Below are 20,586 nucleotides of genomic sequence, written 5' to 3' on the forward strand. Positions count from 1 at the left end.
CAGGTCTCCTTCTTCAATCTGTATGCGCCGGTGACGCGGAACCGGCAAGGTCGTCAAGGATCGGGCAGTCGGGACGGTCGTTTCCGCCGCAGCAATGGGCAAGGTGCTTCAATGTCTTGACCATGCCCTGCATCTCCGCGATGCGCCGCTCCAGATCGTCGATATGAGTGGTGGCGATGTCCTTGACGGCGGCGCTCTCGCGGCTGCGGTCCTGCCACAGTTTCAAGAGCGCCTGCGTTTCCTCGAGCGAAAACCCCAGCGAGCGGGCGCGCTTGATGAAGCGCAGCACATGCACCTGATCGCCGCCATAGGTCCGGTAATTGTTGCCGGTGCGGGCGGCCGGCGTAATCAGGCCGATCTCCTCGTAATAGCGGATCATCTTGGCCGAAACGCCGGATGCTTGTGCGGCCTCGCCGATATTCACGCTTTCTCTCCCAGTGCGACGGTTTTCAATCGCAGCGCATTGCCAAGCACGAACGTGCTCGACAGCGCCATGGCGGCGGCGCCCAGCATCGGCGAAAGCGTCAATCCGAGCAAGGGATAGAACAGACCGGCGGCGAGCGGGATCAGCGCCACGTTATAGCCGAACGCCCAGAACAGGTTCTGCCTGATATTGCGCATCGTTTCCCGGCTGATGGCAATCGCCGACACCACGCCGGTCAGATCGCCGCCGACCAGCACCACATCGGCGCTCTCGATCGCCACATCCGTGCCGGTACCGATGGCAATGCCGACATCCGCATGCGCCAGCGCCGGCGCATCGTTGATACCGTCGCCGACAAAGGCGATCCGGCGCGGCCGAGGCGAAGTCGCCTGTGGCGAGGACAGAGCAGTGGAACCGCTACCCTTCCGCAGGTCATCCAGCGCCTTCACCTTGCCCTCGGGCAGAACCTCGGCAACGACCGTATCGATCCCCACCTGGGCTGCAATCGCTTGTGCGGTGCGACGGTTGTCGCCGGTCACCATGGCAACCTCGATGCCCATCGCCCGCAGCGCCTTGATGGCCTGAACGCTCGACGGCTTCAGCGGATCGGCAACGGCAATCACCGCCGCCAGACGACCGTCTATCGCGGTATAGAGCGGCGACTTGCCCTCGCCGGCCAACCGGGCGGCCGTCTGTTCCAGTGGTGCGACCGAAATGGCGAGCTTGTCCATGAACCTGTCGGCGCCGACCGAAATGTCCCGGCCATCGACGCGGGCACTGATGCCGTAGCCGGTGACGGAGCGGAAATCCTCGGTCTCGGCCAAGACCAGACCCTTCGCCTCCGCCGCCTTGACGATCGCATCCGCAATCGGGTGTTCGGAGCGACGCTCGACGGCGGCGGTGAGGCGCAGAACCTCGTCTTCCGATAACCCGTCCACGACATCCAGATCCGTCAGCTGCGGCCGTCCCATCGTCACTGTGCCCGTCTTGTCGAACACGACGAGATCCACATCCGACAGCGCCTGCAGCGCATCGCCCTTGCGGAAGAGCACGCCGATGCCCGCCGCCCTGCCCGCCCCGACGACGATCGAGACCGGGACGGCGAGACCCATGGCGCAGGGGCAGGCAATGATCAGCACCGCCACCGCCGCCACCAGCGCATGCGACAGCCGCGGCTCCGGTCCCACCAGGAACCAGACGACGAATGTAACGACCGCCAGAAGCATCACGGCCGGCACGAACCACGCAGTCACCTTGTCCACCAGCGTCTGGATCGGCAGTTTGGCGCCCTGCGCCTGTTCCACCAGGCGGATGATGCCGGCAAGCGCCGTATCGCGGCCGACCTTTTCGGCGCGGAAACGGAAGGAGCCGGTGCGGTTGACCGTTCCGGCGGTGACAATTGCACCCGCCATCTTCTCGACCGGCAGCGGCTCACCTGTGATCATCGATTCATCAACATTCGATTGCCCGTCGATCACGGTGCCATCGACCGGCAGACGTTCGCCGGGACGGATCCCGACGATATCGCCGACCACGACCTCGGACGAGGGAATATCGACGACCGCCCCGCTCCGTTCAACCCGCGCGGTTTTCGCCTGCAGACCGGCCAGTTTCTCGATTGCCTCGCCGGTGCGGCCTGTGGCACGCGCCTCCAGCAGGCGGCCGAACAGGATCAGGGTCACGATAACGGCAGCCGCTTCATAGTAGACAAAACGCGCGCTTTCCGGCAGCAGTCCCGGCGCGAAGGTGGCAAACACCGAATAGCCATAGGCGGCAAGAACGCCCACTGCGACCAGCGAATTCATCTCCGGATGGCCCCGCAACAGGGCCGGCAGACCAAGCTTCAGGAACCGCAGACCCGGTCCGAAAATCACCACCGTTGCCAGCACGAAGTAGAGGTAGTGGAGGTTCTGCGTGTCGATGACTCCCATCAGCCAGTGATGGAACGGCGCGTAGACGTGGCCCGTCATCTCCAGCACGAACAGCGGCAACGTCAGCACTGCCGCAATGGCGAGATCACGCTTCAGGACACCGGCTTCACCGCCATGCATGTGAGCATGGTCGTGGGTGGCATTGTCATGCGCCGGATGCAGATTTTCCGCTTGATAATGAGCGGACTTGGTCTGATCGGAATGGGTATGATCAGCCTGCGCGCTCTTCGCCACAGGCTTCAACGACGTGTGATCGACAGAGCCCTCGCCATAACCCGCCTCCAGCAGCGCCTGGTCCATCGCGCCGTCGGGGATCTCATACCCCATCTTGCGGACAGCCGCTTCCAGCGTCTCCGGATCGAACCCCTCGCCTGTCTCGACCGTCAGCTTCTTCGTGGCAAAGTTGACGGCGCTTTTCTCGACACCCGCCACCTTGGCAGCCGCGGTCTCCACGCGGCGCACGCAGGAGGCACAGGTCATGCCCTCGACGGGAACGGTGATCGGTTCGGAGCGATGGATGGGGCGAATAATCTGGTTCATGGGTCGCGATCCTCTTCGCATCACCATGTAGGGCTTCCCATCATGGGAAGGTCAAGGGATGACGTCGGGTATGATGGGGTATCCTATACTTTCCCGCTCCCTACGGCGCACAACCTTCTTCAGAATGCACTATAATGTTGCATTTTTTCTACCGACACTGTAGGGGTTGCACTCCAGGGAGGGGGACGGCCGTGCAGTTATTGTCGGAGATCTGGAAAAATCTTGCAAAGAAGACCGGCGGCTTGCTCTGGGTCATCGCAGCATCGACGATCATGCTCTTCTCGCTTGCGCTGCTGATCGTCGGGCATTTCCTACGAACACCGCCAACGGTCGTGTTTCCATCCGCGATGTGGTTCGGAGATCTGGCATGGGGTTTGGGAACGCTCAGCCTGACCGGCGGAATTGTCGCGGTTTTCATCCGAATGCTGCATTCCATCAATTTTCTGGAGGATGCGCTTAATCGCGTCATGTGGTCGACCGAGTTTCTCTCGAAGAGAAACGATATTGACGACCTCTGGGCAAGACTGGCGGTTTTCCGCTATCGCCGCTTTTCCAATCTTCATGAAAAAGAGCAATCGGAATTCTTCGACAGACTTACGTCCGCGTTTCGTGCCGTCATTGGTCGCGAGGAAGAACAGATGATCCGGGACCATCGGAGGATCATCGACATCAACTGGCGCGATGAAGCGAACCGTATCATCCAGATAACCGAGAGACAGACCTATAAGGTCATCCCGAGCAGCACCGCGAAATTCACCATCACCACCACGATCAGTACCGGCGGAAAACTGAAGATGAGGGATTACAAGGTCATCAAGGACGACATTTTCCTAAAGTCTGTCGACATCCGCCAGCCAATCGATCTCAAGCGGGAAAAACTCCACGATCGAGTGGTGACGACCTACGAGCTTTCCGGCGCATCGACCTACGATATCAAACGTGACCGTATCGTCTCATGGGCAGTCGACAACGATCCCATTTTCTCAGTGACATCGCGCCACGTCTGCGACGGCTTCACTCTTGAAGTCAATTGCAAGGAGAAGAACATCGAAACCCGGTTTAGACAGAACGGAATTCGAAAGTGTTTCAAGGACGAAATGGCAGAAGACCAGAAAAAGGAGAGGCCCGGCGACCAGAGACAGACCTGCACCGATACGCTTTTGCCGGGAGACGGGTTTTCACTGTATTTCCAAATCACCAGTTGAGTTACTTGTTATTAACTCGCATAAGGCCTAAATATTTTTAGGCAAAAACTGCTCGATCGAGGCATGAAAGGATTGTAGATGCGCTTTCCCGACGAAACTCTGGTCTGAATTCTAGCTCGAATTGCATGCCGGATGCGATGATCCCTGAAACAGGGCCATCTCGATTTTCCGGCACAGCATTGAATTTCCCGCGACGAATTTTGGATTCCGTCGCGCTCTGATGTCGTGGCGACATCTTGAGCATGCTGTAATCTTACTCCTGGATCTTTGACGTCGCTAGGCTGGTGAAGTTTAACGGACGCCTAGACAGGTGCCGGGTGATGAGCAGCGCCATCTCGACAACCCGCTTCCCGCAGCGCGGGTTCCATCGCGCCGTCAGGGATTTCATACCCCGTTTTCCGAACGGTTTTTTCGAGCGTCTCCGGATCGAACCCCTCGCCTGTCTCGACAGTCAGCTTCTTCGTGGCAAAACTGAAGGCGCTTTTTCCAACGCCCGCCACTTTGGCCGCCGCGGTCTCCACCCGGCGCACGCAAGAGGCACAGGTCATGCCCTCGATGGCAACGGTGATCGGTTCATGGCGATGGATGCGCCTCAGCGCCTGCTACCTAGCCCCGCTGTGCCTCGCCGACATGCAGTGGCCAGTCGATCAGATAGTCCTCGAAATCCTCGACATCGACCTCTTCTTCGCTGATCGTGCGGCCGCGGGCCGAGATGCCGGCCTGGTGAACCGTTTCCGGATCGCCTGAGATCAGCGGGTGCCACCAGTAAAGATCATGGCCGTCGCGCACCAGGCGGTAGCCGCAGGTCGGCGGCAGCCAGGGGATTTCGTCCACCTGGGCCGGCGTCAGCTGGATGCATTCCGGAACGGTCGCCTGGCGGTTGGGATAGTCCTTGCACTGGCAGCTCGTGCCGTCGAGAAGCCGGCAGGCAACCGAGGTGAAAGCCACCTCGCCCGTGTCGTAATCCTCGAGCTTGTTGAGACAGCAGAGCCCGCAGCCATCGCACAGGCTTTCCCACTCCTGCTGGGACAGATCCTCAAGCGTCTTGGTTTTCCAGAATGCGTCTTCCATCATCATATCTGTCGCGGATGGGGACCAATTTTCCCCTGCCGCCTTTACCCTGTTGCGGATTCTCTATCGCGCATAAACCTTTTGTCAGCTAATGCTGAATAACGGTGAGACGCTCATGCCTTTGATCCCTCCGGGGGGTCGGCGTCAAGCGTTTCTCATCGGGCGATGGGGGAAATGGGGCAGGAACTTCCAGTGCAGGACCATCCGAAATCACCGGTTAAGCAAGAGCGCTCCGGCTCCTCGCGCAAGAAGCGCCACATCCTCCTGCGGATCGACAGCTGGATCGATTCCACTGTCTGGAACCTCGGTTTCCGGGCCGGCGAAGTCTGGGAAGAGATCACCATCTTCTTCCGGCGGTTCCGCGTTACAGGCTTGAAAAAGCTTGGTTTCGAGCTTGCCGGCGAGGCTATGACGCTCGGCACGGTCGGTTGCGTTGCGCTTCTGGCGCTTGCCCAGCCAGCCTTTGAAGAAACCAAGGAAGACTGGCGCAACCGGGGCGATTTCGCCGTCACCTTTCTCGACCGCTACGGCAACGTCATCGGCCATCGCGGCATCATCCATGAAGGCTCGGTTCCGATCGAGCAACTGCCCGACCACCTGATCAAGGCGGTGCTGGCGACCGAGGACCGCCGCTTCTTCGATCACTACGGGATCGACTTCATCGGCCTCGGCCGCGCGCTTTCCGAAAACGCCAAGGCCGGCGGCGTCGTCCAGGGCGGATCGACTCTCACCCAGCAGCTGGCGAAGAACCTGTTCCTCACCAACGAACGGTCGATCGAGCGCAAGATCAAGGAAGCGTTTCTGGCCATGTGGCTGGAGGCGAACCTTTCGAAGAAAGAGATCCTGTCGCTCTATCTCGACCGCGCCTATATGGGCGGCGGCACGTTCGGGGCAGCCGCGGCAAGCCAATTCTATTTTGGCAAGAACATTACCGAAGTCAGCCTTGCGGAAAGCGCGATGCTGGCCGGCCTGTTCAAGGCACCGGCGAAATATGCGCCGCATGTGAACCTGCCCGCCGCGCGTGCCCGCGCCAACGACGTTCTGTCCAACCTTGTACAGTCAGGCCTGATGTCGGAGGGCCAGGTGATCGCAGCACGCCGCACGCCGGCAACCGCGATCGACCGCGCCGAGGTCAAGTCGCCAGACTATTTCCTCGACTGGGCCTTCGACGAGGTGCAGCGGCTGGCCAAGGCCGGCAAGATCCGCGAGCATTCGATGGTGGTCAGGACCACGATCGACATGGGCCTGCAGCAGGCAGCCGATGCCGCGATGGAAACCAGCCTTCGCGAATACGGCGACAGCTTCAAGGTGAAGCAGGGCGCCATGGTGATGATCGAAAACGGCGGCGGCGTGCGCGCCATGGTCGGCGGCCGCGACTATGGCGAGAGCCAGTTCAACCGTGCCACCAAGGCGCTGAGACAACCGGGCTCGTCGTTCAAGCTTTATACCTACTCCGCCGCGATGGAGCACGGATACAAGCCGGAGTCGGTGATCTCCGACGCTCCGATCACCTGGCGGGGCTGGTCGCCGCAGAATTACGGTCGCTCCTACAAGGGCAAGGTCACCCTGATGAGCGCCATGCAGCAATCGCTCAACACGGTGCCTGTCCGGCTTGCCAAGGATGTGCTCGGCACCGACGTCATCGTCAACACCGCAAAGGCTTTTGGTGTCGAGACGCCGCTCAGAAGCGACAAGACGATCCCGCTCGGCACGTCCGAGGTAACGGTACTCGACCAGGCCACCGCCTATGCGGTGATGCCGGCCGGCGGCGTGCAATCGCATCGCCACGGAATCGAGCAGGTTCTGGGCTACGGCGGCAACATTCTCTACGATTTCGGCCGCGACGAGGTGCCGGCGAAGCGGGTTCTGTCCGAACAGGCGACCTCATCGATGAACCGCATCCTGACGACGATCCCCTATCAGGGCACGGCGCGGCGCGCGGCACTCGATGGTGGCATCGTCACCGGCGGCAAGACCGGCACGTCGCAGAGCTATCGCGACGCCTGGTTTATCGGCTTTACCGGCAATTACACGACGGCGGTGTGGTTCGGGAACGACGACTTCACCTCGATGAACAACATGACCGGCGGCTCGCTTCCGGCGATGACCTTCAAGGTGCTGATGGACTACGCCCATCAGGGGATCGAGCTGAAACCCATTCCCGGCATCGAAAACCCACTGCCGAACGGCGACCACAAGAGCGACAAGAAGAGCCAGGAAATTGCGAAAGCGAAGGAAGGCGAGAATGCCCTGCCGCCGCTGCAGAGACCGCGCTCGCTTTCGGCCGAAGCCACCAGAACGCTCAAGCAGATCGGCAAGGCGCTGTCCGAGGCTCCACCGCTTACAGCGGGCGGCCCCAAGGTCGCCGATGCCGGCAAGCCAGCTGTCGACGGACAGGCAACCTCTGTTCAGGGTGACAAGGTCCAGGGCGCCGCTACCCAAAGTGACAAGGCGTCGGTGCCGGAAGCCGGTCCCGTGACGGGCTCGATATCGACCCGGCATCAGCCGAAACAGTCGACGGCGAAGGTGACGCCGATCAATCTGGAAGTGCGGCGCTAGCTAGGTTAGCCTCAGGCAGCGCGCGGGGTGATCCGCTCGAGCTCATCTCCGAGTTCGCGGCGGCGGCGAAGAAGCTCGTAATCAGCCTGCAGGCCGAGAAAGACGCCTTCCGACATGCCGAAATAGCGTGCCAGACGGAGATCCGTATCGGCTGTGATCGAGCGCTTGCCAAGCACGATCTCGTTGATGCGCCGGGGTGGAACACCGACGGCACGGGCAAGCCCGTTCTGGCTAAGCTGCATCGGCTTTAAGAAATCCTCCAGAAGAATCTCGCCGGGATGCGGGTTCGGCAGCCATTCAGCATCAGCTGTGGTAGTCGACGATTTCAACATGTTCGGGGCCTCCGTCAGTCCAAATGAAACATATGCGCCACTGATCGTTGATGCGTATCGAATGTTGCCCTGCTCGGTTCCCGCGCAGCGCCTCGAGACGATTTCCAGGCGGCACGTTCAGATCCAACAGCACACGCGCCTGATTGAGCAGACGCAGTTTCCGCAATGCGGGTGACTGAATATCTCCCGGTAGCCTGCGGCTTCGCAGGCCGTCCCAGATCCGTTCGGTCTCACGATCTGCAAAATCTTTGATCATGCGGAACCATAACGTATGCCGTCATAGCAATCAATATGCCGCGCGAGGCCCTTCCCCCTTCCCGCCAAACAATGCTAACCCTTCGCGAACGCTCCAAAAAGACACAAAGCCAATCCCGTGTTCCGTATTCCCTTCCTCATCGCCGTTGCACTTGCCATCGCATTCGGCGGCGGGATCTGGTCGACCCGGCTGGCGCTTGATGCGACGACCGGGTTCGGGGTGCTCCGGATCGGGCCTTGGGAGGCGTTTCCGCAGGCGCAGACGGCCGATGCAGACCCTTATGCCAAATCGCACCGGGCCAATGCCGGCAAGCTTCTCTATGCCAGTGCCGAAGGCCTGACCTTTACCGCGACGACCGACATGACAGGCGAGCGGCTTGTGGCAAGCTGCTCCTACAGGATCCGGGGTCACACGCCGCAGGCACGGTTCTGGACGCTGTTTGCGCAGGCGCCCGGGGCTGCTGCACCCTCGCTGTCGTCGGATTTGCCGCAGGCGCTCAATTCGCGCATCACGCTGCGCCAGCCGAATGGCGAGTTCGAAATCACCGCATCGCCGACGGCCAAGTCCGGCAACTGGCTGGCTCTCACACAAAGCGGGGACTTCAGGCTCGTCCTCACCCTGTTCGACACGCCGACCGCGGGCAGTTCCGGACTGATCGACCTTGCCATGCCGCTCATTGAAAAGATCGGATGCGGCCCATGATCCGGCGGTTTTTCACAGGTCTGGCATTTGCTGTCGCGGCGGGACTGGTCGGGGCAGCACTGCTGCATTTGATCATCGTGCTCGCACTGCCGCATTTTTCGGAAAACGATGCCTATACGCGGGTGCTGAAGGAAGGCGAAACGCAACGGTTCTACCGACTGACCGAAACGGCGGACCGGGCCGGTCTTTCCAAGGACGATCCGTTCGTGGAGACCGCGGTCTGCGGTTTCGACGTATCGGAAGGCCCGGTCAGGCTGACGGCTGAAAATACCGGCCTGCCGTTCTGGTCGCTCGGGATCTATGACGGGGCGTCCAACGAGGTGTTCAGCATCAACGACCGAACGTCGCCGGGCGGCATGCTGGATGTGGTGATCGCGACGCCGACGCAGATGACGATGCTGCGCAAAAGCCTGCCCACCGGGATCAGCCAGTCGATCCTTGTCGAGAGCCAGTCGGGCGAAGGCTATGCAGTGCTGCGGGCGCTGACGCCGCAGGCGAGTTTTTCTGAGGCAGCCACACAGTTTCTGAAGAACGCGGATTGTGGCGCGTTCCAGTGGCGCGGCAGAAGCCGCTTCTAGGTCCGTTTCGTACCGGCCTACTCGGCGCGGACGGCGTGGTTTTCGGCCTTGCGGTCCATCCGGTCGTCGAAACGCTCGTAGCGCACGCCGGTAAACAGCACCACTTCGCCGGGATCGGCCTCGCCGATGCGGATCTGCGGCTTGCGGCCATGCTGGTCACGCCATTTGTTCAGTATCACGATCTCTGCCATGCTCGTCTCCGTGACTTTACGAATTCGAGACGGATGAAGACGAAGATATCTCACCCTGCCCTTTCGGGGCTGACGCGACCTGCCTGATACGGCAGGAACATCCGCGTCCTTCTCGTCAGAGCGCCCAATCGCGGCGCAGCGACATTACCTTAGAAAAGCGACCTCACGGTCGTTATGCGAGCCTTCGGGCCATCTACCCAGTTTTACGGGCTTTCAGGGTGCCCCGACGCTTATAAAACCGGATGCTACGGCCCGGTTACAGACCAATACAGCCAGACGTGGATTAACAGTGAGTTAATTCTAATATGGCAGTTGATATCGACGTATGCTGGTATCAGGCTGATGAACGCCAAAACGGCATCTTTGTTCACCGCGTCATTCAAACTTCACAGTCTTCGAACGGCACGATTTTGTCGTTTTCGAGCGGTCATCGGTGCGCCAAAACGAGCCGCTTTCACTGACCGTTAACCCTCAAAGCGTTAGCATCTGGTAAACCAAGGCGAAACCGACGGGCGCGGCGCGAGAGACAGCTGCATCCGGCGGAATATGCTCCGGGGAGTTCCCCAGGCACAGGTAGATGAGATGCACCGGGGCGCGTGTTTACCCCGGCGGCATCACGCGTTTCGGACATGTATTGCGTAGATGAGAGTTGCCCGTGACCAACGAGTTTCGAGACCTTGAGAGGCCACAAGCCATGCGAAAAAAGGATGTGGTGTTGATGGCCACCGTCACGAGCTTCGAAAGCCTGTCGCGTCCTTCCCGCTCCGAACTGAGACAGTTCGCCGAGCTGTTCGCACCGCTGTTTGCCGCCTCTTCGGAAGAAGCCCGCCGCGATGCGGTGGCAGCCCTTTCGCAATCACCCGCCATTCCGCCGGCCGTCGCCTTTTTTATCGGAAGCCAGCCGATCGCGGTCGCCGCACCCTTCCTGATTGCCTCGCCCTGCCTTTCCAACGATGCGCTGATCACCATCGCCCGCAGCCAGGGCGTCAACCACGCCCGCGCGATCGCCAAGCGCGAAAGCCTGTCGCCGATCGTCATCGATGCGCTGGTCGGCATGCGCTATGATACGATCGCAAGGCCGATCACCGAACGGCGCGAGCTTCCCGCTGCCGCGATCGAGGCCATGTCGACCGTGGTCGAACCCCCGGCAGACACGCCGGTCGAAACCCCAAAGGCCGAAGACGACTTTCTGCTGCCCGAGGAAGCCCGGGCTGCGCGCGAAGAGGAGCTGCGCCGCCGCATCAAGCTTCTGGCCGGCCATATGGAACGCCAGAGCGACGACCGGCAGGGCCTGCGGCAGCTCAGCGAAACGCATGCCGCCCTTCTCGTCCGATTTGCCCGTGCCCGCGAGGCGACGCTGTTTGCCGGCGTTCTGGCAGACGCGCTGTCGGCCAGCCGCTGGCTGGCTCAACGGATCATGCTTGATATCTCCGGCCAGCAGCTGGCGACGACGCTTAAGGGTCTGTTCATGGACGAAGCGGAAGCCGTCTTCGTGCTCGAAAGGTTCTACGGTCACCTCGCACACGAACAGCTTGACGGTGCAAGCCGGGCGACGGCCATGTGGCTGGTTCTCGATATCGACGAATGCGGACGAAGGCTCGAAGCCTGGCGCCGGGCCGACGGCTATACCTATGCGGAGCGACCGGTTGCGCAACCCGTCGAGGCCCCTGCCCCCCACGCGACCGAAGAGGCCGAGCGGCCATTCCGTACATCGGCCAGCATGAGACGCGCCGGGCGCGGCCGGTAAGGCCTATCGAGCATCGGCGCTGACGACCTCGATCAGGTCGCCGATCTCGTCAACCTCGATCTCGACCACCCAGAGATCCGGATCGAAGCGCTTTTCGCGATCGATCGTCTCGCGCACCGTATCGGGCTCTGCCCGCACCAGACGCCGTTCGAACTTGCGCCCGCCATCGTCCTCGTCGTCAAAGAAGTTTTGCGGTGCCGGCGCATAAAGCGTTTCGGTGCCATCGCGAAATCGTTGGCGGATGAAGATGGCACCAGCCTCCTCGGCACCCTTTTTCTCGACCGCTGCGTAGTCGCCCATGGCAAAGACGCGGCGGGTCAGGGCGGAGACAAATATGTGGGTTTTAAGGCGCATTACAGCGTCATAGCGGCTGAGGACGGCATCGTTAAGCGAAAATAATCAAAAGAAAGTGAGGGTAAAGGCTTGGCAACCCTTTCCTTTTGGCACCGCTGTCATATTTCCCACCCCACTACCGCATTTTTGCCAAAAAGGAGTGGGCCTTGAGCGTTCTTATCAGCATTCTGATCACCTTCCTCGTGATCGTCCTCGTACTTTATCTTGTCGCGCGCCTGCCGCTCGAAGCACGGATCAAGCAGATCATCCAGGTTATCGTTCTGATCATCGGCATCATCGCGCTGCTGAAGTATCTGGCCGTATTCTAACAACCGACCCGGCGCGCTTGCGGCTTCAGGCTTAGAGCGCGCCGATCGCCTTCAGTTTCTTCAAAACCGCTTCGCTTGGTTCACCGGTCTCCGGCAAGCGGTAATGCTTTTCGAAACGGCGTATCGCCGCCTTCGTCTGTGCACCGGCAACCCCATCCACTTCGACATCCGAATAGGCAATGTTCTGCAGCCCACGCTGGATCTGCAGCACGAGCTTCGGCGCCGGGATATCCGCCGTCATGACGGCGTTCGACTTCGCGACCGCAGGCGACGGACGCAATCCGCCAGTCGGAATATCCGCGGGCGGGATGCGGATCTGGCCCGACCGCGAACCTCCGGTTTCGGACGAGCGGATCGCCGCCGCCACCGGGTCTTCACTCTTCAGACTGATATTTTCGGCCGGCCGGTTCGCAGGCACCGTCTTCGGCTGCGCCATCGGCTTTGGCTGCACGCGGGCCGTCTCGTCAGCCGCGGGTTTTGCAACGACCGATGGCTGGGGTACGGGGACATGCACGGCAGCGCTCGAGGGCGAGCCGGTCGAGGGCTTGCGTTCCGCCTTCAGCGCCGCCAGCAGATCGCTGCCGGCCTCTCCGGATTGCGGCAGCCCCATGCGCTGCTGATACAGCACGATGGCCGACTGGGTGCGCGGACCGGTAACGCCGTCATCGGCCCCGTCATAGAGACCGCGCTTCGTCAGCTCACGCTGGATTTCGGCAACCAGCTCACGATCCTCGTCGGAACCGGGGACCGGCGGTGCTGCGGTGATGAGCGTCGTGATCGGATCGACAGCGGGAGCCTGCATGGGTGCCGGCATTGGAGCCGGTTGGACAGTGGTCTGCTCGGCAGGCTGTTCGACCGGTTCGATGACGGGCTTGGCATCGCCGGACCGTTCGATGCGGAACGTGGTGACGTCTTCTGCCGGCATGCGCTTGTAGGGCCGGTAGCCGGCGATGGCGTTCGGGTCTTTCGGATCGCGCGTGGCAAGGAAGGGCGACGGATGTCCGCCCGGCTGATACCAGAGCGCATTGGCGGCGACGAAACTGAACAGAACGACAAAGCCTGCCGCGCCCAACACAGGACGCGGATGGCGTGTCAGGACGCCGCCCACGACGCCACCAACAAGCCCCCCCGTCGCGGTCACCGCGCGAAGGGCAAGCGCCGGCCGTTTTGCCGGTTTGCGCCTCTCAGGCGATTTTCGCTTTCGCGGGGCCATCGGTAAAATCCTCTTCGTCCATCATGGTCGTAAGTATTTCGGGGGCGATGTGGGCTTGCTGCTTATTCGTGCCTGGCTTGTTGGCTATCATAAGGCGCGGCGGAAATTCCACCCTCTCCTCACCGTCATCCACGGCTGCGCCTTCGATGCCGGACCCATCGGCTGGCAGGGCGATCGTGACGACGGTCCCCTCGCCGAGACGGCTTTCGATCGTGAAGCGGCCGCCGTGCAGGGCGATCAGGCCCTTGACCAGCGACAGGCCGAGGCCCGTGCCTTCATACTGGCGGCTCAAATCGTTTTCGATCTGCGTAAACGGCTGGCCAATCGTCGCTAGCTTGTCTGCGGCAATGCCGATACCGGTATCGCTGACCGTGATCACCAGCTTGCCGGCCACAACGGTGGCATCGATCGAGACGACGCCGCCAGCCGGCGTGAACTTGATGGCGTTGCCGGCAAGGTTGATCAGGACCTGCTGCAGCGCGCGACGGTCGGCCACCACTTCGGCAAGGTTGCGGTTGGTGCGGGCTGTCAGCGTGACGCCCTTTTCGCGAGCCGAGTGATCGAGCATCGCACGGCAGGCTTCGACCGCTTCGCTGATATGGAAGGGTTCGGCGAGCAGCTCGTAACGGCCAGCCTCGATCTTCGACATGTCGAGCATGGTGGTGACGACCGACAGGAGGTGGCCGCCCGACTGGCGGATGAGGCCGACATATTCACGCTGGCGGTCATTGGCGAGCTTGCCGAAATATTCGCCGGCCAGAACATCGGAAAAGCCGAGGATCGCATTGAGCGGGGTGCGCAGCTCGTGGCTGACGGCGGCGAGGAAGCGCGACTTCGCCTCATGGGCCGACTGCGCCTCGATTGTGCGATTTTCGGCTTCGACCCGCAGGCGCTCTTCGGCACTGCGATCGAGCGCCTGGACGAAGATCTGGACAAGTTCGCCTTCGCCGTCGCGGATCGCCGACATGTCGAACGACATATGCAGGAACTGCCGGCCGCCGACGGCGCTGAAGGGACGTTCGACACGGATGTCGACGATTGCGTTGCGGCCACCCTGGCGCAGCGTATCGACGGCCTGAAGAAGCGCCAGACGATCGGACACATGGACGATTTCGGCCAGCATTTCGCCAAGGCCGGCTTTCAGCTTGTCCGGAAACGCGGCGTGGTCGCGACCGCCAAGCTTGACCACCCGTCCCTGCGGATCGACGATGAGGGCGAGACCGGGGCAGGCATGAAAGGCGATATCATCGACGGCTGGCGCGTTGGCGACCGGCCGGGCGACGTTGCGGGGCCATGCAAAGGCAAGCGCTGCGAGAATCAGGAAGAGCGCCGAAACGACGGTTGCGCCAAGCGGCAGAGCCAGTGCCGGCTTCATAAAGACGGAGAGAAGAGCCGGCACGGCCACGAAGGCGACGCCACCGCAAAAGGCAAGCCGGCGCAGCGACGCGACGGCCGCGGCAGAGACGGTTTCGCCCTCGCCGATGCGTCGCAGCCAACGGGATGCAGCCCCGTCAACCAGCAGAACCGCCCTCTCGGCAATGTCACTCAATACGCGCACGCAAAACCTACTCAGTCTCATATTCGAGGCTTCACAATAGGGCTCGTGCGCTTAAGGAAACTATAAAGACAGGCTTCCGCAGCCCCGTCCAGGGCCCCGTTTTCCGGCTTTGGCACACATCCACGGCTCGTTTTCTGATTGTGGTTAACAGGGTGTAAGCGTCGGAATTGGTTTGATTTTTCCTGATACATTAACCATTGGGGCAGATCCGCGGACCGACAACCCTTGGCCCGTGGGCGGGCCGCCCCATTTATGCTTAATCCGGTTTGTTAAAATTGTCCGGAAGCATCCGTCCACCCCGCCGCCCGAGCAAGGAAAGGTCGCATTTTAATCGAATTTGCCGAAAACCCGAGCGAACCCGTCAAAGCGATGTTCGCTCCCCGCGGCTAGATTGACGCCAAGACCGGAACAGGCAAGCCAGACGACTGGAGCTTAGCCGGCACGCCCGAAAACGGGCAAAACAGGTGGACCAAGACGATGTGGTTTCTGATCAAGGGAAGTGTGTTCTTCGCAGCCGTGCTGGTGGTGCTGTCCTATTTCAGCGCCGAGCCGGCCTCCGATGACGCCAACATTTCGCCGCTCCAGGTGGCCGATGCGGTGTCTGCCGCAAGCGGCGCCTATCAGTATATCAGTGCGATCTGCAGCGAACGTCCCGAAGTCTGCGAAAAGGGCGCCGACACGCTTGCCGTGCTTGGTGTCCGCGCCAAGGAAGGTGCCCGTGTCGCCTACGAGCTTCTCGACAAGCAGTTCGGCGACGGCCAGCCGAAGCTTGCCATGAAGGCCGACCCAGAAGCCACCCCGATGCCATCAGGTTCGCTTTCCGACATCAGCATCGAGACCCCCCGCGGCGAGCAGGTTGCGACCGGCACGATCCCCCGCAACATTCCGGTGCCGCTCAAGCGCCCGACGCTCTGACCGCTTCTCCAACGAATTTCAAAGCTTGCACCGGGTCTCGTGCCACGGTTCCCGGTGCCGGACTGCCTTAACTCTCATCAGCCTGTTGCTGACGCCGTGAGGACCAACATCCTCACGGCGATTTTTTTGCTTTAATCGAGGCCCGGACCGCCTATATGAAGGCGCAAACGGGACCGCACGCCATGGCCAGCATCGAACAGATCATCGACGATTTCGCCTATCTCGAAGAGTGGGAGGATCGCTATCGCTATGTGATCGAGCTCGGCAAGGCCATGCCCGACCTTTCCGACGACAAGAAGACTGCGGAGAACAAGGTACAGGGCTGTGCCAGCCAGGTCTGGGTCGTCAGCCACGGCAGCGATGACAGCGCCGACCCCGTGATGACGTTCGAGGGCGACAGCGATGCGCATATCGTGCGCGGGCTCGTCGCAATCGTGCTGTCGGTCTATTCCGGCAAGCATGCGTCTGAAATCGCCTCCACGGATGCCATCGAGGTGTTCGACAAGATTGGCCTTGTGGAGCATCTTTCGGCACAGCGCGCGAATGGCCTTCGCTCGATGGTCAAGCGCATCCGTCAGGAAGCGGTGATCATGCAGGCCGCCTGATCAAGACACGGATTTCCGGTATTAACCCTGTCGCGCGATAGTAGTCCCGCTCACCCGGACGTGAAGGACTGCCGACCCTCGTTGTTATACTGATGCTCTACTCGCTTGTTTAAAAGCAACCACAGGGCAGCAGGATGCAGGACAAGGCAAACCGTATCGCATACCTGGACGGATGGCGCGGCATCGCGATCCTGTTCGTGATCGCCGACCATTTCTCAGGCGGGCTTCTGCCCTTCGGTTCACTCGGCGTCGAACTCTTCTTCGTCTTGAGCGGACGGCTGATGGCCGATATTCTGCTCGTCCGCAAGACCGACATTCCGACCTTCTTCCAGCGTCGGTTCTCCCGCATCTATCCAGCGCTCCTGGTGTTTGCCACGGCGATGCTCGCCGTCTCCGTCGTTGGCGGGCTTGCTGGCGCGCCGTCGCATCTCCTGCTGGAGCCTTCCGCCTATCTCGCGGCGATCACCTTCACCACGAACTATTACGAGGCCTGGACCCACACGTCGTCGGTGCTGGGGCATGTCTGGTCGCTGTCGGTCGAGGAACACAGTTATGTTCTGCTCGCCCTTCTCGTCGTCATCGTCATCCGCAATGCGAGGGCTGCGGCTTTCGTCAGCCTGGCAATTGCCATTGCCGCAATGGCGAACGGTGCGATCCGAACCAGTCTTGCCGAACCGGGCGCCATGAGCGTGTACTGGCTGAGCGATGTGCGGATGGCCTCGATCTTTGCGTCGGTGGCGCTGTTTGTGCTAATCGACAAGGTTCGCGTCCCGGCTTCGGCTCCCATTGTCGCCGCCATCCTGGGCCTGTCGCTGTGGATCCTGCCGGCGCCGGATATGGCCCGCTATACGGTCGGGACGCTGCTTCTCGCCTTTGCCATCAACACGATCGATTTGGCGCCAAAGGCAGCGCTCGGCGCCCTGTCGTTCCAGCCGCTCGCCATGATCGGCATCTGGTCCTATTCGCTCTATCTGTGGAAGCAGCCCTTTTACAAGGTGGCAGAGATCGCTCCCTGGTGGGCGACGCCTATCCTTGTCGCCGCGATGTTTGTGGCAACGCTTGTGAGCTTCTACGGGGTGGAGCAGCCGGCCCGGAAATACATCAACGGCCTCAACCTGTTTCGCAGGCGCCAGGCCATAGCTGCGGTCTGACGTTGTCAGAGGATCGGCCGGTAATCGTCTGCTCCCCAACTGTGGCTGCGGCGGCGGGGATCCGGCCGCGGCGGATCGTAGTGCCGGCCGAGTGCGAGAAGCGCGGTGCGCAGCATCAGCTTGGCGGAGCGTGCCGGCCATTGCCGCTCCCGTTCGACCAGTTCGAGCCCTTTCGAAAAGCAGCAGACGTCGACGGCGACGCCCGACAGTTCCGGTCCCATCGCCTCCACGGCTGCACCAAACCGGCGTCGTGCGTCAAGGGCGCTGCCGGCCACATCCGCCTGTCCGCCGCGGCCGCCATCGGCGCGGCTGGACAGGCGCGGCTCCCACGAGGCGGTGATCTTCGGCTGCAACTGGCCGCGGGTGAAATCGGCAAGCAGCCGCTCACCCGCCTCGACGGCGGCTGATGGCAGGAAGGCCGACCCGTCCCTGTCCTTCAGCCTTGCAACAGTGCCGAGCGGCGATTCGGCGAGATTGCGGCGGACCGTCTGGCGTGTGCCCTCCACCACCAGCCCGACCCGTTCGATCTCGCCATGCTGAGCGGCAAACCCCTCTTCCTCCCGCTCCGCCATCGCCCGGCGCAGATAGGACATGGCCTCAGCCGACGCCGAAAGCCGGCCATCCTGCTGGACAGCAAGGCCGAGCGACACGGCCTGGTGCACGAGGTCGCGACCATGCGCCGTCTCGACATCCGAGATCGCGCCGTCGTTTTTCAAAAGCTGGCGCAGCAAGCGCACAAGACGCAGACGCTCTTTGCTCTTTTCATCCTTCATCGACCCGTCTCCTCTTTCAGCCTCAGCCCTCATCCGCTTCACCGAAGACGGAGGTGACCATCCGTTCGACGGCGGAAACGAAATCGTCAAAGGCCGGGTTGTCGCGGCGGTCCTCGACCAGATGGCAGGCATGGGCGACGGTTGATCGCTCCCGGCCGAAGCTTGCGGCGATGTCATCGACCGAGATCGACAGCGCCACGTGGCAGACATACATGGCGATCTGACGGGAATGGGCGGCAAGCCTTCGGCGGTCGCGCCGGACCATGACCCGGTCTCCGAAGAGGAACACCATTTCGGAGACGAGCTGAAACACGATCAGGCATGTGGGTTTCGGCTTTCGACCGATTCGAAGCGTTACCCCGGAAGGCGCGGATGCGCCGGCGGCCATCCGTGCGATGGAACGGCCGGAAACGCTGAGGTTGGACGAAACGGGTATTGCCCCGGCGGACGGTTCGGCAGGCATGACAGCTCCTCCACTTCTAGGAATTAATTCACATACGGTAACGGAGGAAGAGACGGATGGAAATACGAAATGCACCCTAGCAGCCGCCATCCGAGCTAAGCATCAGGAATCTAATTATGATTTTTTTCCTATCTCTAGACAACAAAAAACCGGGCAGGCGCCCGGTTCTCTTGATTGGCAGTATTACTGCTGCCGTCTGTTAAAGGCTGATCAAGCCTTGGCGCGCTTGCGGCGCTGGCCGAGGCCCATTTCCTTTGCAAGACGCGAGCGGGCTTCCGCATAGGCGGGAGCGACCATCGGATAGTCGGACGGCAGGCCCCACTTTTCGCGGTATTCTTCCGGCGTCATGTTGTAATGGGTCATGAGGTGTCGCTTCAGCGACTTGAACTTCATGCCGTCTTCCAGGCAGATCAGGTAATCGTCCTCGATGGACTTCTTGATCGGGACCGGCGGCTTCGGCTTTTCAACCACGGCCACGACGGGCGTCGGCGATGTCGTGCCACTCAGTGCCGTATGAACGTCGGCAATCAGTCCTGAAAGGTCGCCGACCGGAACGACGTGGTTGCTCACATAGGCAGCCACGATATCTGCTGTCAGTTCCACCAGCAGGTCCGGGCCTTTGCCCAATGCGATTTCTGTCATTTTCGTCTCCTGTTCGTAATTCGCGGACGGTTGCGAGAGCCGACCAACACCCGCATCCTGCAGAACCACGATGGCATTCCACTGCCCGCGCACTGTCCGAAGACTGAAACCTACCCCTAAGTTTCGCGCGCAAAGCCGATCATAAATACCACCGGACATTGTTTACTTCGGACAATTCCCGCATAGGCACACAATTCTGAGACGTATTGTGCGTTTTACACGAGAAATAATCCGCAAGAGAACAATTTCAGGGTTCTACTGCACCTGAATTAGCATCCGGACCCCCAAAATCCAACTGCGAAATCTAGTAATGCCGATCGAATTCTGATGGTAAAGCCGGGGGAAGACCTGATAACTGATAGTGTATCGAAAAAAGACGCCTTTATGACGGGCTTATAGCTCGAATTGCGGCCTCTATATTGATTCTTCGTGCGCTTTCATCTCATCGTGGAGCGAATGTTCGCTCATCGGATAGCCGGCGCGGCGGGCAGCGACGGCCAGAAGATGCGCCGAAACCGGGGCCGTCAGGACGAAGAACAGAAAGCCTGCAATTGCGCGGGCAAGGACCGGCAGATCCCCGGCATAGACCCCGACAGCGAGCAGCAGCAGACCCGAACCGACCGTGCCGGCCTTCGAGGCTGCGTGCATGCGGGTATAGAGATCCGGCAGCCGGTTGATGCCGATTGCGGCAATCAGCGAAAAGCAGGCGCCGGCGAGGACGAGGACGGAGACGACAAGCGCGACGACGAGATCCATCAGCGTTTCCTCCTTTGCACGCGTGTCTTGCCGGATGTCGCTGGATCTTTCGCGGCATCGGTGACGCGCGGCATGATGAAGCGGGCAAAGGCGACGGTCGACAGGAAGCCGACGAGGCCGAGCGCGATGGCAATATCGATATAGAGGTTGAAGCCGGTTCGGATGGCAATCAGCGCGATAAAGCCGATGACGATGCCGACCAGCATGTCGAGGGCAAGCACACGGTCCGGCAGCGTCGGCCCCGCCACCACCCGCCGGATGGTCAACAGGAACGCGACCGACAGGACCGCCATGGCAATCCAGGTGGAGACA

Annotated in this window: 23 protein-coding genes and 1 pseudogene; 9 read left to right on the forward strand and 15 right to left on the reverse strand. The window is 61.1% G+C overall.

Annotated features, from left to right (window positions below; genetic code table 11):
* Window positions 1–13: 13 nt before the first annotated feature.
* Both cueR and AC0JZ8_RS18080 read right to left on the reverse strand, forming a co-directional pair.
* Complete coding sequence (cueR, locus tag AC0JZ8_RS18075) at window positions 14–424, reverse strand: Cu(I)-responsive transcriptional regulator (RefSeq protein ID WP_062453472.1); 411 nt, start codon at window positions 422–424, stop codon at window positions 14–16.
* On the reverse strand, window positions 421–2,895 hold the full coding sequence (locus AC0JZ8_RS18080) for a heavy metal translocating P-type ATPase (protein WP_471893111.1): 2,475 nt from the start codon (window positions 2,893–2,895) through the stop codon (window positions 421–423). The genes cueR and AC0JZ8_RS18080 overlap by 4 nt, the downstream gene beginning before the upstream one ends.
* A 191-nt stretch (window positions 2,896–3,086) precedes the next feature.
* Here AC0JZ8_RS18080 and AC0JZ8_RS18085 point away from each other — a divergent pair, with 191 nt between their 5' ends.
* Window positions 3,087–4,100, forward strand: a complete 1,014-nt coding sequence (locus tag AC0JZ8_RS18085) for a hypothetical protein (RefSeq protein ID WP_471893112.1) — start codon at window positions 3,087–3,089, stop codon at window positions 4,098–4,100.
* Window positions 4,101–4,402: 302 nt separating this feature from the next.
* Here the strand turns inward: AC0JZ8_RS18085 and AC0JZ8_RS18090 are convergent, their stop codons facing one another.
* Both AC0JZ8_RS18090 and AC0JZ8_RS18095 read right to left on the reverse strand, forming a co-directional pair.
* Window positions 4,403–4,696: a heavy-metal-associated domain-containing protein gene (locus tag AC0JZ8_RS18090; protein ID WP_471893391.1), complete on the reverse strand. Its 294-nt coding sequence runs from the start codon at window positions 4,694–4,696 to the stop codon at window positions 4,403–4,405.
* 10 nt (window positions 4,697–4,706) lie between these two features.
* Window positions 4,707–5,174, reverse strand: a complete 468-nt coding sequence (locus AC0JZ8_RS18095) for a YcgN family cysteine cluster protein (RefSeq protein ID WP_092662467.1) — start codon at window positions 5,172–5,174, stop codon at window positions 4,707–4,709.
* 162 nt (window positions 5,175–5,336) lie between these two features.
* Between AC0JZ8_RS18095 and AC0JZ8_RS18100 the strand changes: the two are divergent.
* Window positions 5,337–7,544, forward strand: a pseudogene (locus AC0JZ8_RS18100) (transglycosylase domain-containing protein); the annotation flags it as partial.
* A 197-nt stretch (window positions 7,545–7,741) separates the two neighbouring features.
* Here the strand turns inward: AC0JZ8_RS18100 and AC0JZ8_RS18105 are convergent.
* Together AC0JZ8_RS18105 and AC0JZ8_RS18110 are read right to left on the reverse strand one after the other, a co-directional pair.
* Window positions 7,742–8,062 (reverse strand): HigA family addiction module antitoxin, encoded by a 321-nt coding sequence (locus tag AC0JZ8_RS18105; protein WP_184654777.1) that lies wholly within the window; start codon window positions 8,060–8,062, stop codon window positions 7,742–7,744.
* Complete coding sequence (locus AC0JZ8_RS18110; protein ID WP_113111216.1) at window positions 8,034–8,318, reverse strand: type II toxin-antitoxin system RelE/ParE family toxin; 285 nt, start codon at window positions 8,316–8,318, stop codon at window positions 8,034–8,036. Before AC0JZ8_RS18110 ends, AC0JZ8_RS18105 begins: the two co-directional genes overlap by 29 nt.
* A 117-nt stretch (window positions 8,319–8,435) precedes the next feature.
* On the opposite strand from AC0JZ8_RS18110, the gene AC0JZ8_RS18115 reads away from it, so the two are divergent.
* Window positions 8,436–9,020 carry a DUF1214 domain-containing protein gene (locus tag AC0JZ8_RS18115; protein WP_325261395.1) on the forward strand — a complete coding sequence of 195 codons (585 nt, stop codon included), beginning with the start codon at window positions 8,436–8,438 and terminating at the stop codon, window positions 9,018–9,020.
* Window positions 9,017–9,598, forward strand: a complete 582-nt coding sequence (locus AC0JZ8_RS18120) for a DUF1254 domain-containing protein (RefSeq protein ID WP_174195850.1) — start codon at window positions 9,017–9,019, stop codon at window positions 9,596–9,598. The genes AC0JZ8_RS18115 and AC0JZ8_RS18120 overlap by 4 nt, the downstream gene beginning before the upstream one ends.
* Before the next feature lie 17 nt (window positions 9,599–9,615).
* On the opposite strand, the gene AC0JZ8_RS18125 is transcribed toward AC0JZ8_RS18120, so the two are convergent.
* Window positions 9,616–9,789, reverse strand: coding sequence for a hypothetical protein (locus AC0JZ8_RS18125; protein ID WP_156461810.1), 174 nt, complete (start codon window positions 9,787–9,789; stop codon window positions 9,616–9,618).
* Between the two features lie 655 nt (window positions 9,790–10,444).
* Between AC0JZ8_RS18125 and AC0JZ8_RS18130 the strand changes: the two genes are divergently transcribed.
* On the forward strand, window positions 10,445–11,536 hold the full coding sequence (locus AC0JZ8_RS18130) for a DUF2336 domain-containing protein (protein ID WP_200943537.1): 1,092 nt from the start codon (window positions 10,445–10,447) through the stop codon (window positions 11,534–11,536).
* Window positions 11,537–11,539: 3 nt separating this feature from the next.
* On the opposite strand, the gene AC0JZ8_RS18135 is transcribed toward AC0JZ8_RS18130, so the two are convergent.
* Window positions 11,540–11,890 carry a DUF1491 family protein gene (locus tag AC0JZ8_RS18135; RefSeq protein ID WP_092661659.1) on the reverse strand — a complete coding sequence of 117 codons (351 nt, stop codon included), beginning with the start codon at window positions 11,888–11,890 and terminating at the stop codon, window positions 11,540–11,542.
* A gap of 146 nt (window positions 11,891–12,036) precedes the next feature.
* Here AC0JZ8_RS18135 and AC0JZ8_RS18140 point away from each other — a divergent pair, with 146 nt between their 5' ends.
* Window positions 12,037–12,198: a Thivi_2564 family membrane protein gene (locus AC0JZ8_RS18140; protein WP_092662461.1), complete on the forward strand. Its 162-nt coding sequence runs from the start codon at window positions 12,037–12,039 to the stop codon at window positions 12,196–12,198.
* A 31-nt stretch (window positions 12,199–12,229) separates the two neighbouring features.
* Here the strand turns inward: AC0JZ8_RS18140 and AC0JZ8_RS18145 are convergent, their stop codons facing one another.
* Both AC0JZ8_RS18145 and AC0JZ8_RS18150 read right to left on the reverse strand, forming a co-directional pair.
* Entirely contained in the window at window positions 12,230–13,411 is a 1,182-nt protein-coding gene (locus AC0JZ8_RS18145; protein WP_471893113.1) for a peptidoglycan-binding domain-containing protein, read from the reverse strand.
* Window positions 13,383–14,990: a sensor histidine kinase gene (locus tag AC0JZ8_RS18150; protein WP_471893114.1), complete on the reverse strand. Its 1,608-nt coding sequence runs from the start codon at window positions 14,988–14,990 to the stop codon at window positions 13,383–13,385. The genes AC0JZ8_RS18145 and AC0JZ8_RS18150 overlap by 29 nt, the downstream gene beginning before the upstream one ends.
* A 456-nt stretch (window positions 14,991–15,446) precedes the next feature.
* On the opposite strand from AC0JZ8_RS18150, the gene AC0JZ8_RS18155 reads away from it, so the two are divergent.
* The 3 genes from AC0JZ8_RS18155 (at window position 15,447) to AC0JZ8_RS18165 (ending at window position 17,640) form a co-directional block, all read left to right on the forward strand.
* A complete protein-coding gene (locus tag AC0JZ8_RS18155; protein WP_092661655.1) occupies window positions 15,447–15,884 on the forward strand; it encodes a DUF5330 domain-containing protein in 438 nt (145 codons plus the stop codon).
* Between the two features lie 182 nt (window positions 15,885–16,066).
* Window positions 16,067–16,489, forward strand: coding sequence for a SufE family protein (locus AC0JZ8_RS18160; protein ID WP_062453480.1), 423 nt, complete (start codon window positions 16,067–16,069; stop codon window positions 16,487–16,489).
* 134 nt (window positions 16,490–16,623) lie between these two features.
* Window positions 16,624–17,640, forward strand: coding sequence for an acyltransferase family protein (locus AC0JZ8_RS18165; protein ID WP_471893115.1), 1,017 nt, complete (start codon window positions 16,624–16,626; stop codon window positions 17,638–17,640).
* A gap of 5 nt (window positions 17,641–17,645) precedes the next feature.
* On the opposite strand, the gene AC0JZ8_RS18170 is transcribed toward AC0JZ8_RS18165, so the two are convergent.
* From AC0JZ8_RS18170 to AC0JZ8_RS18190, 5 genes are all read right to left on the reverse strand, one after another.
* Window positions 17,646–18,413: a DUF6456 domain-containing protein gene (locus AC0JZ8_RS18170; RefSeq protein WP_471893116.1), complete on the reverse strand. Its 768-nt coding sequence runs from the start codon at window positions 18,411–18,413 to the stop codon at window positions 17,646–17,648.
* Window positions 18,414–18,435: 22 nt separating this feature from the next.
* On the reverse strand, window positions 18,436–18,876 hold the full coding sequence (locus tag AC0JZ8_RS18175) for a helix-turn-helix domain-containing protein (protein WP_471893117.1): 441 nt from the start codon (window positions 18,874–18,876) through the stop codon (window positions 18,436–18,438).
* A 210-nt stretch (window positions 18,877–19,086) separates the two neighbouring features.
* Window positions 19,087–19,518 carry a Ros/MucR family transcriptional regulator gene (locus tag AC0JZ8_RS18180; protein ID WP_471893118.1) on the reverse strand — a complete coding sequence of 144 codons (432 nt, stop codon included), beginning with the start codon at window positions 19,516–19,518 and terminating at the stop codon, window positions 19,087–19,089.
* Between the two features lie 414 nt (window positions 19,519–19,932).
* Complete coding sequence (gene mnhG / locus AC0JZ8_RS18185) at window positions 19,933–20,277, reverse strand: monovalent cation/H(+) antiporter subunit G (RefSeq protein WP_175487268.1); 345 nt, start codon at window positions 20,275–20,277, stop codon at window positions 19,933–19,935.
* Complete coding sequence (locus AC0JZ8_RS18190) at window positions 20,274–20,567, reverse strand: cation:proton antiporter (protein ID WP_425503217.1); 294 nt, start codon at window positions 20,565–20,567, stop codon at window positions 20,274–20,276. The genes mnhG and AC0JZ8_RS18190 overlap by 4 nt, the downstream gene beginning before the upstream one ends.
* Window positions 20,568–20,586: the final 19 nt, after the last annotated feature.

The organism is Velazquezella soli, assembly GCF_977018685.1.

Coding starts and splice junctions, on each gene's coding strand:
- AC0JZ8_RS18165 (WP_471893115.1), top strand. CDS start 16,624: ATGCAGGACAAGGCAAACCGTATCGCATACCTGGACGGATGGCGCGGC.
- AC0JZ8_RS18190 (WP_425503217.1), bottom strand. CDS start 20,567: ATGGCGGTCCTGTCGGTCGCGTTCCTGTTGACCATCCGGCGGGTGGTG.
- AC0JZ8_RS18180 (WP_471893118.1), bottom strand. CDS start 19,518: ATGACAGAAATCGCATTGGGCAAAGGCCCGGACCTGCTGGTGGAACTG.
- AC0JZ8_RS18105 (WP_184654777.1), bottom strand. CDS start 8,062: ATGTTGAAATCGTCGACTACCACAGCTGATGCTGAATGGCTGCCGAAC.
- AC0JZ8_RS18120 (WP_174195850.1), top strand. CDS start 9,017: ATGATCCGGCGGTTTTTCACAGGTCTGGCATTTGCTGTCGCGGCGGGA.
- AC0JZ8_RS18150 (WP_471893114.1), bottom strand. CDS start 14,990: ATGAGACTGAGTAGGTTTTGCGTGCGCGTATTGAGTGACATTGCCGAG.
- AC0JZ8_RS18135 (WP_092661659.1), bottom strand. CDS start 11,890: ATGCGCCTTAAAACCCACATATTTGTCTCCGCCCTGACCCGCCGCGTC.
- AC0JZ8_RS18095 (WP_092662467.1), bottom strand. CDS start 5,174: ATGATGGAAGACGCATTCTGGAAAACCAAGACGCTTGAGGATCTGTCC.
- AC0JZ8_RS18080 (WP_471893111.1), bottom strand. CDS start 2,895: ATGAACCAGATTATTCGCCCCATCCATCGCTCCGAACCGATCACCGTT.
- AC0JZ8_RS18175 (WP_471893117.1), bottom strand. CDS start 18,876: ATGCCTGCCGAACCGTCCGCCGGGGCAATACCCGTTTCGTCCAACCTC.
- AC0JZ8_RS18160 (WP_062453480.1), top strand. CDS start 16,067: ATGGCCAGCATCGAACAGATCATCGACGATTTCGCCTATCTCGAAGAG.
- AC0JZ8_RS18110 (WP_113111216.1), bottom strand. CDS start 8,318: ATGATCAAAGATTTTGCAGATCGTGAGACCGAACGGATCTGGGACGGC.
- AC0JZ8_RS18145 (WP_471893113.1), bottom strand. CDS start 13,411: ATGGCCCCGCGAAAGCGAAAATCGCCTGAGAGGCGCAAACCGGCAAAA.
- AC0JZ8_RS18155 (WP_092661655.1), top strand. CDS start 15,447: ATGTGGTTTCTGATCAAGGGAAGTGTGTTCTTCGCAGCCGTGCTGGTG.
- AC0JZ8_RS18170 (WP_471893116.1), bottom strand. CDS start 18,413: ATGAAGGATGAAAAGAGCAAAGAGCGTCTGCGTCTTGTGCGCTTGCTG.
- AC0JZ8_RS18125 (WP_156461810.1), bottom strand. CDS start 9,789: ATGGCAGAGATCGTGATACTGAACAAATGGCGTGACCAGCATGGCCGC.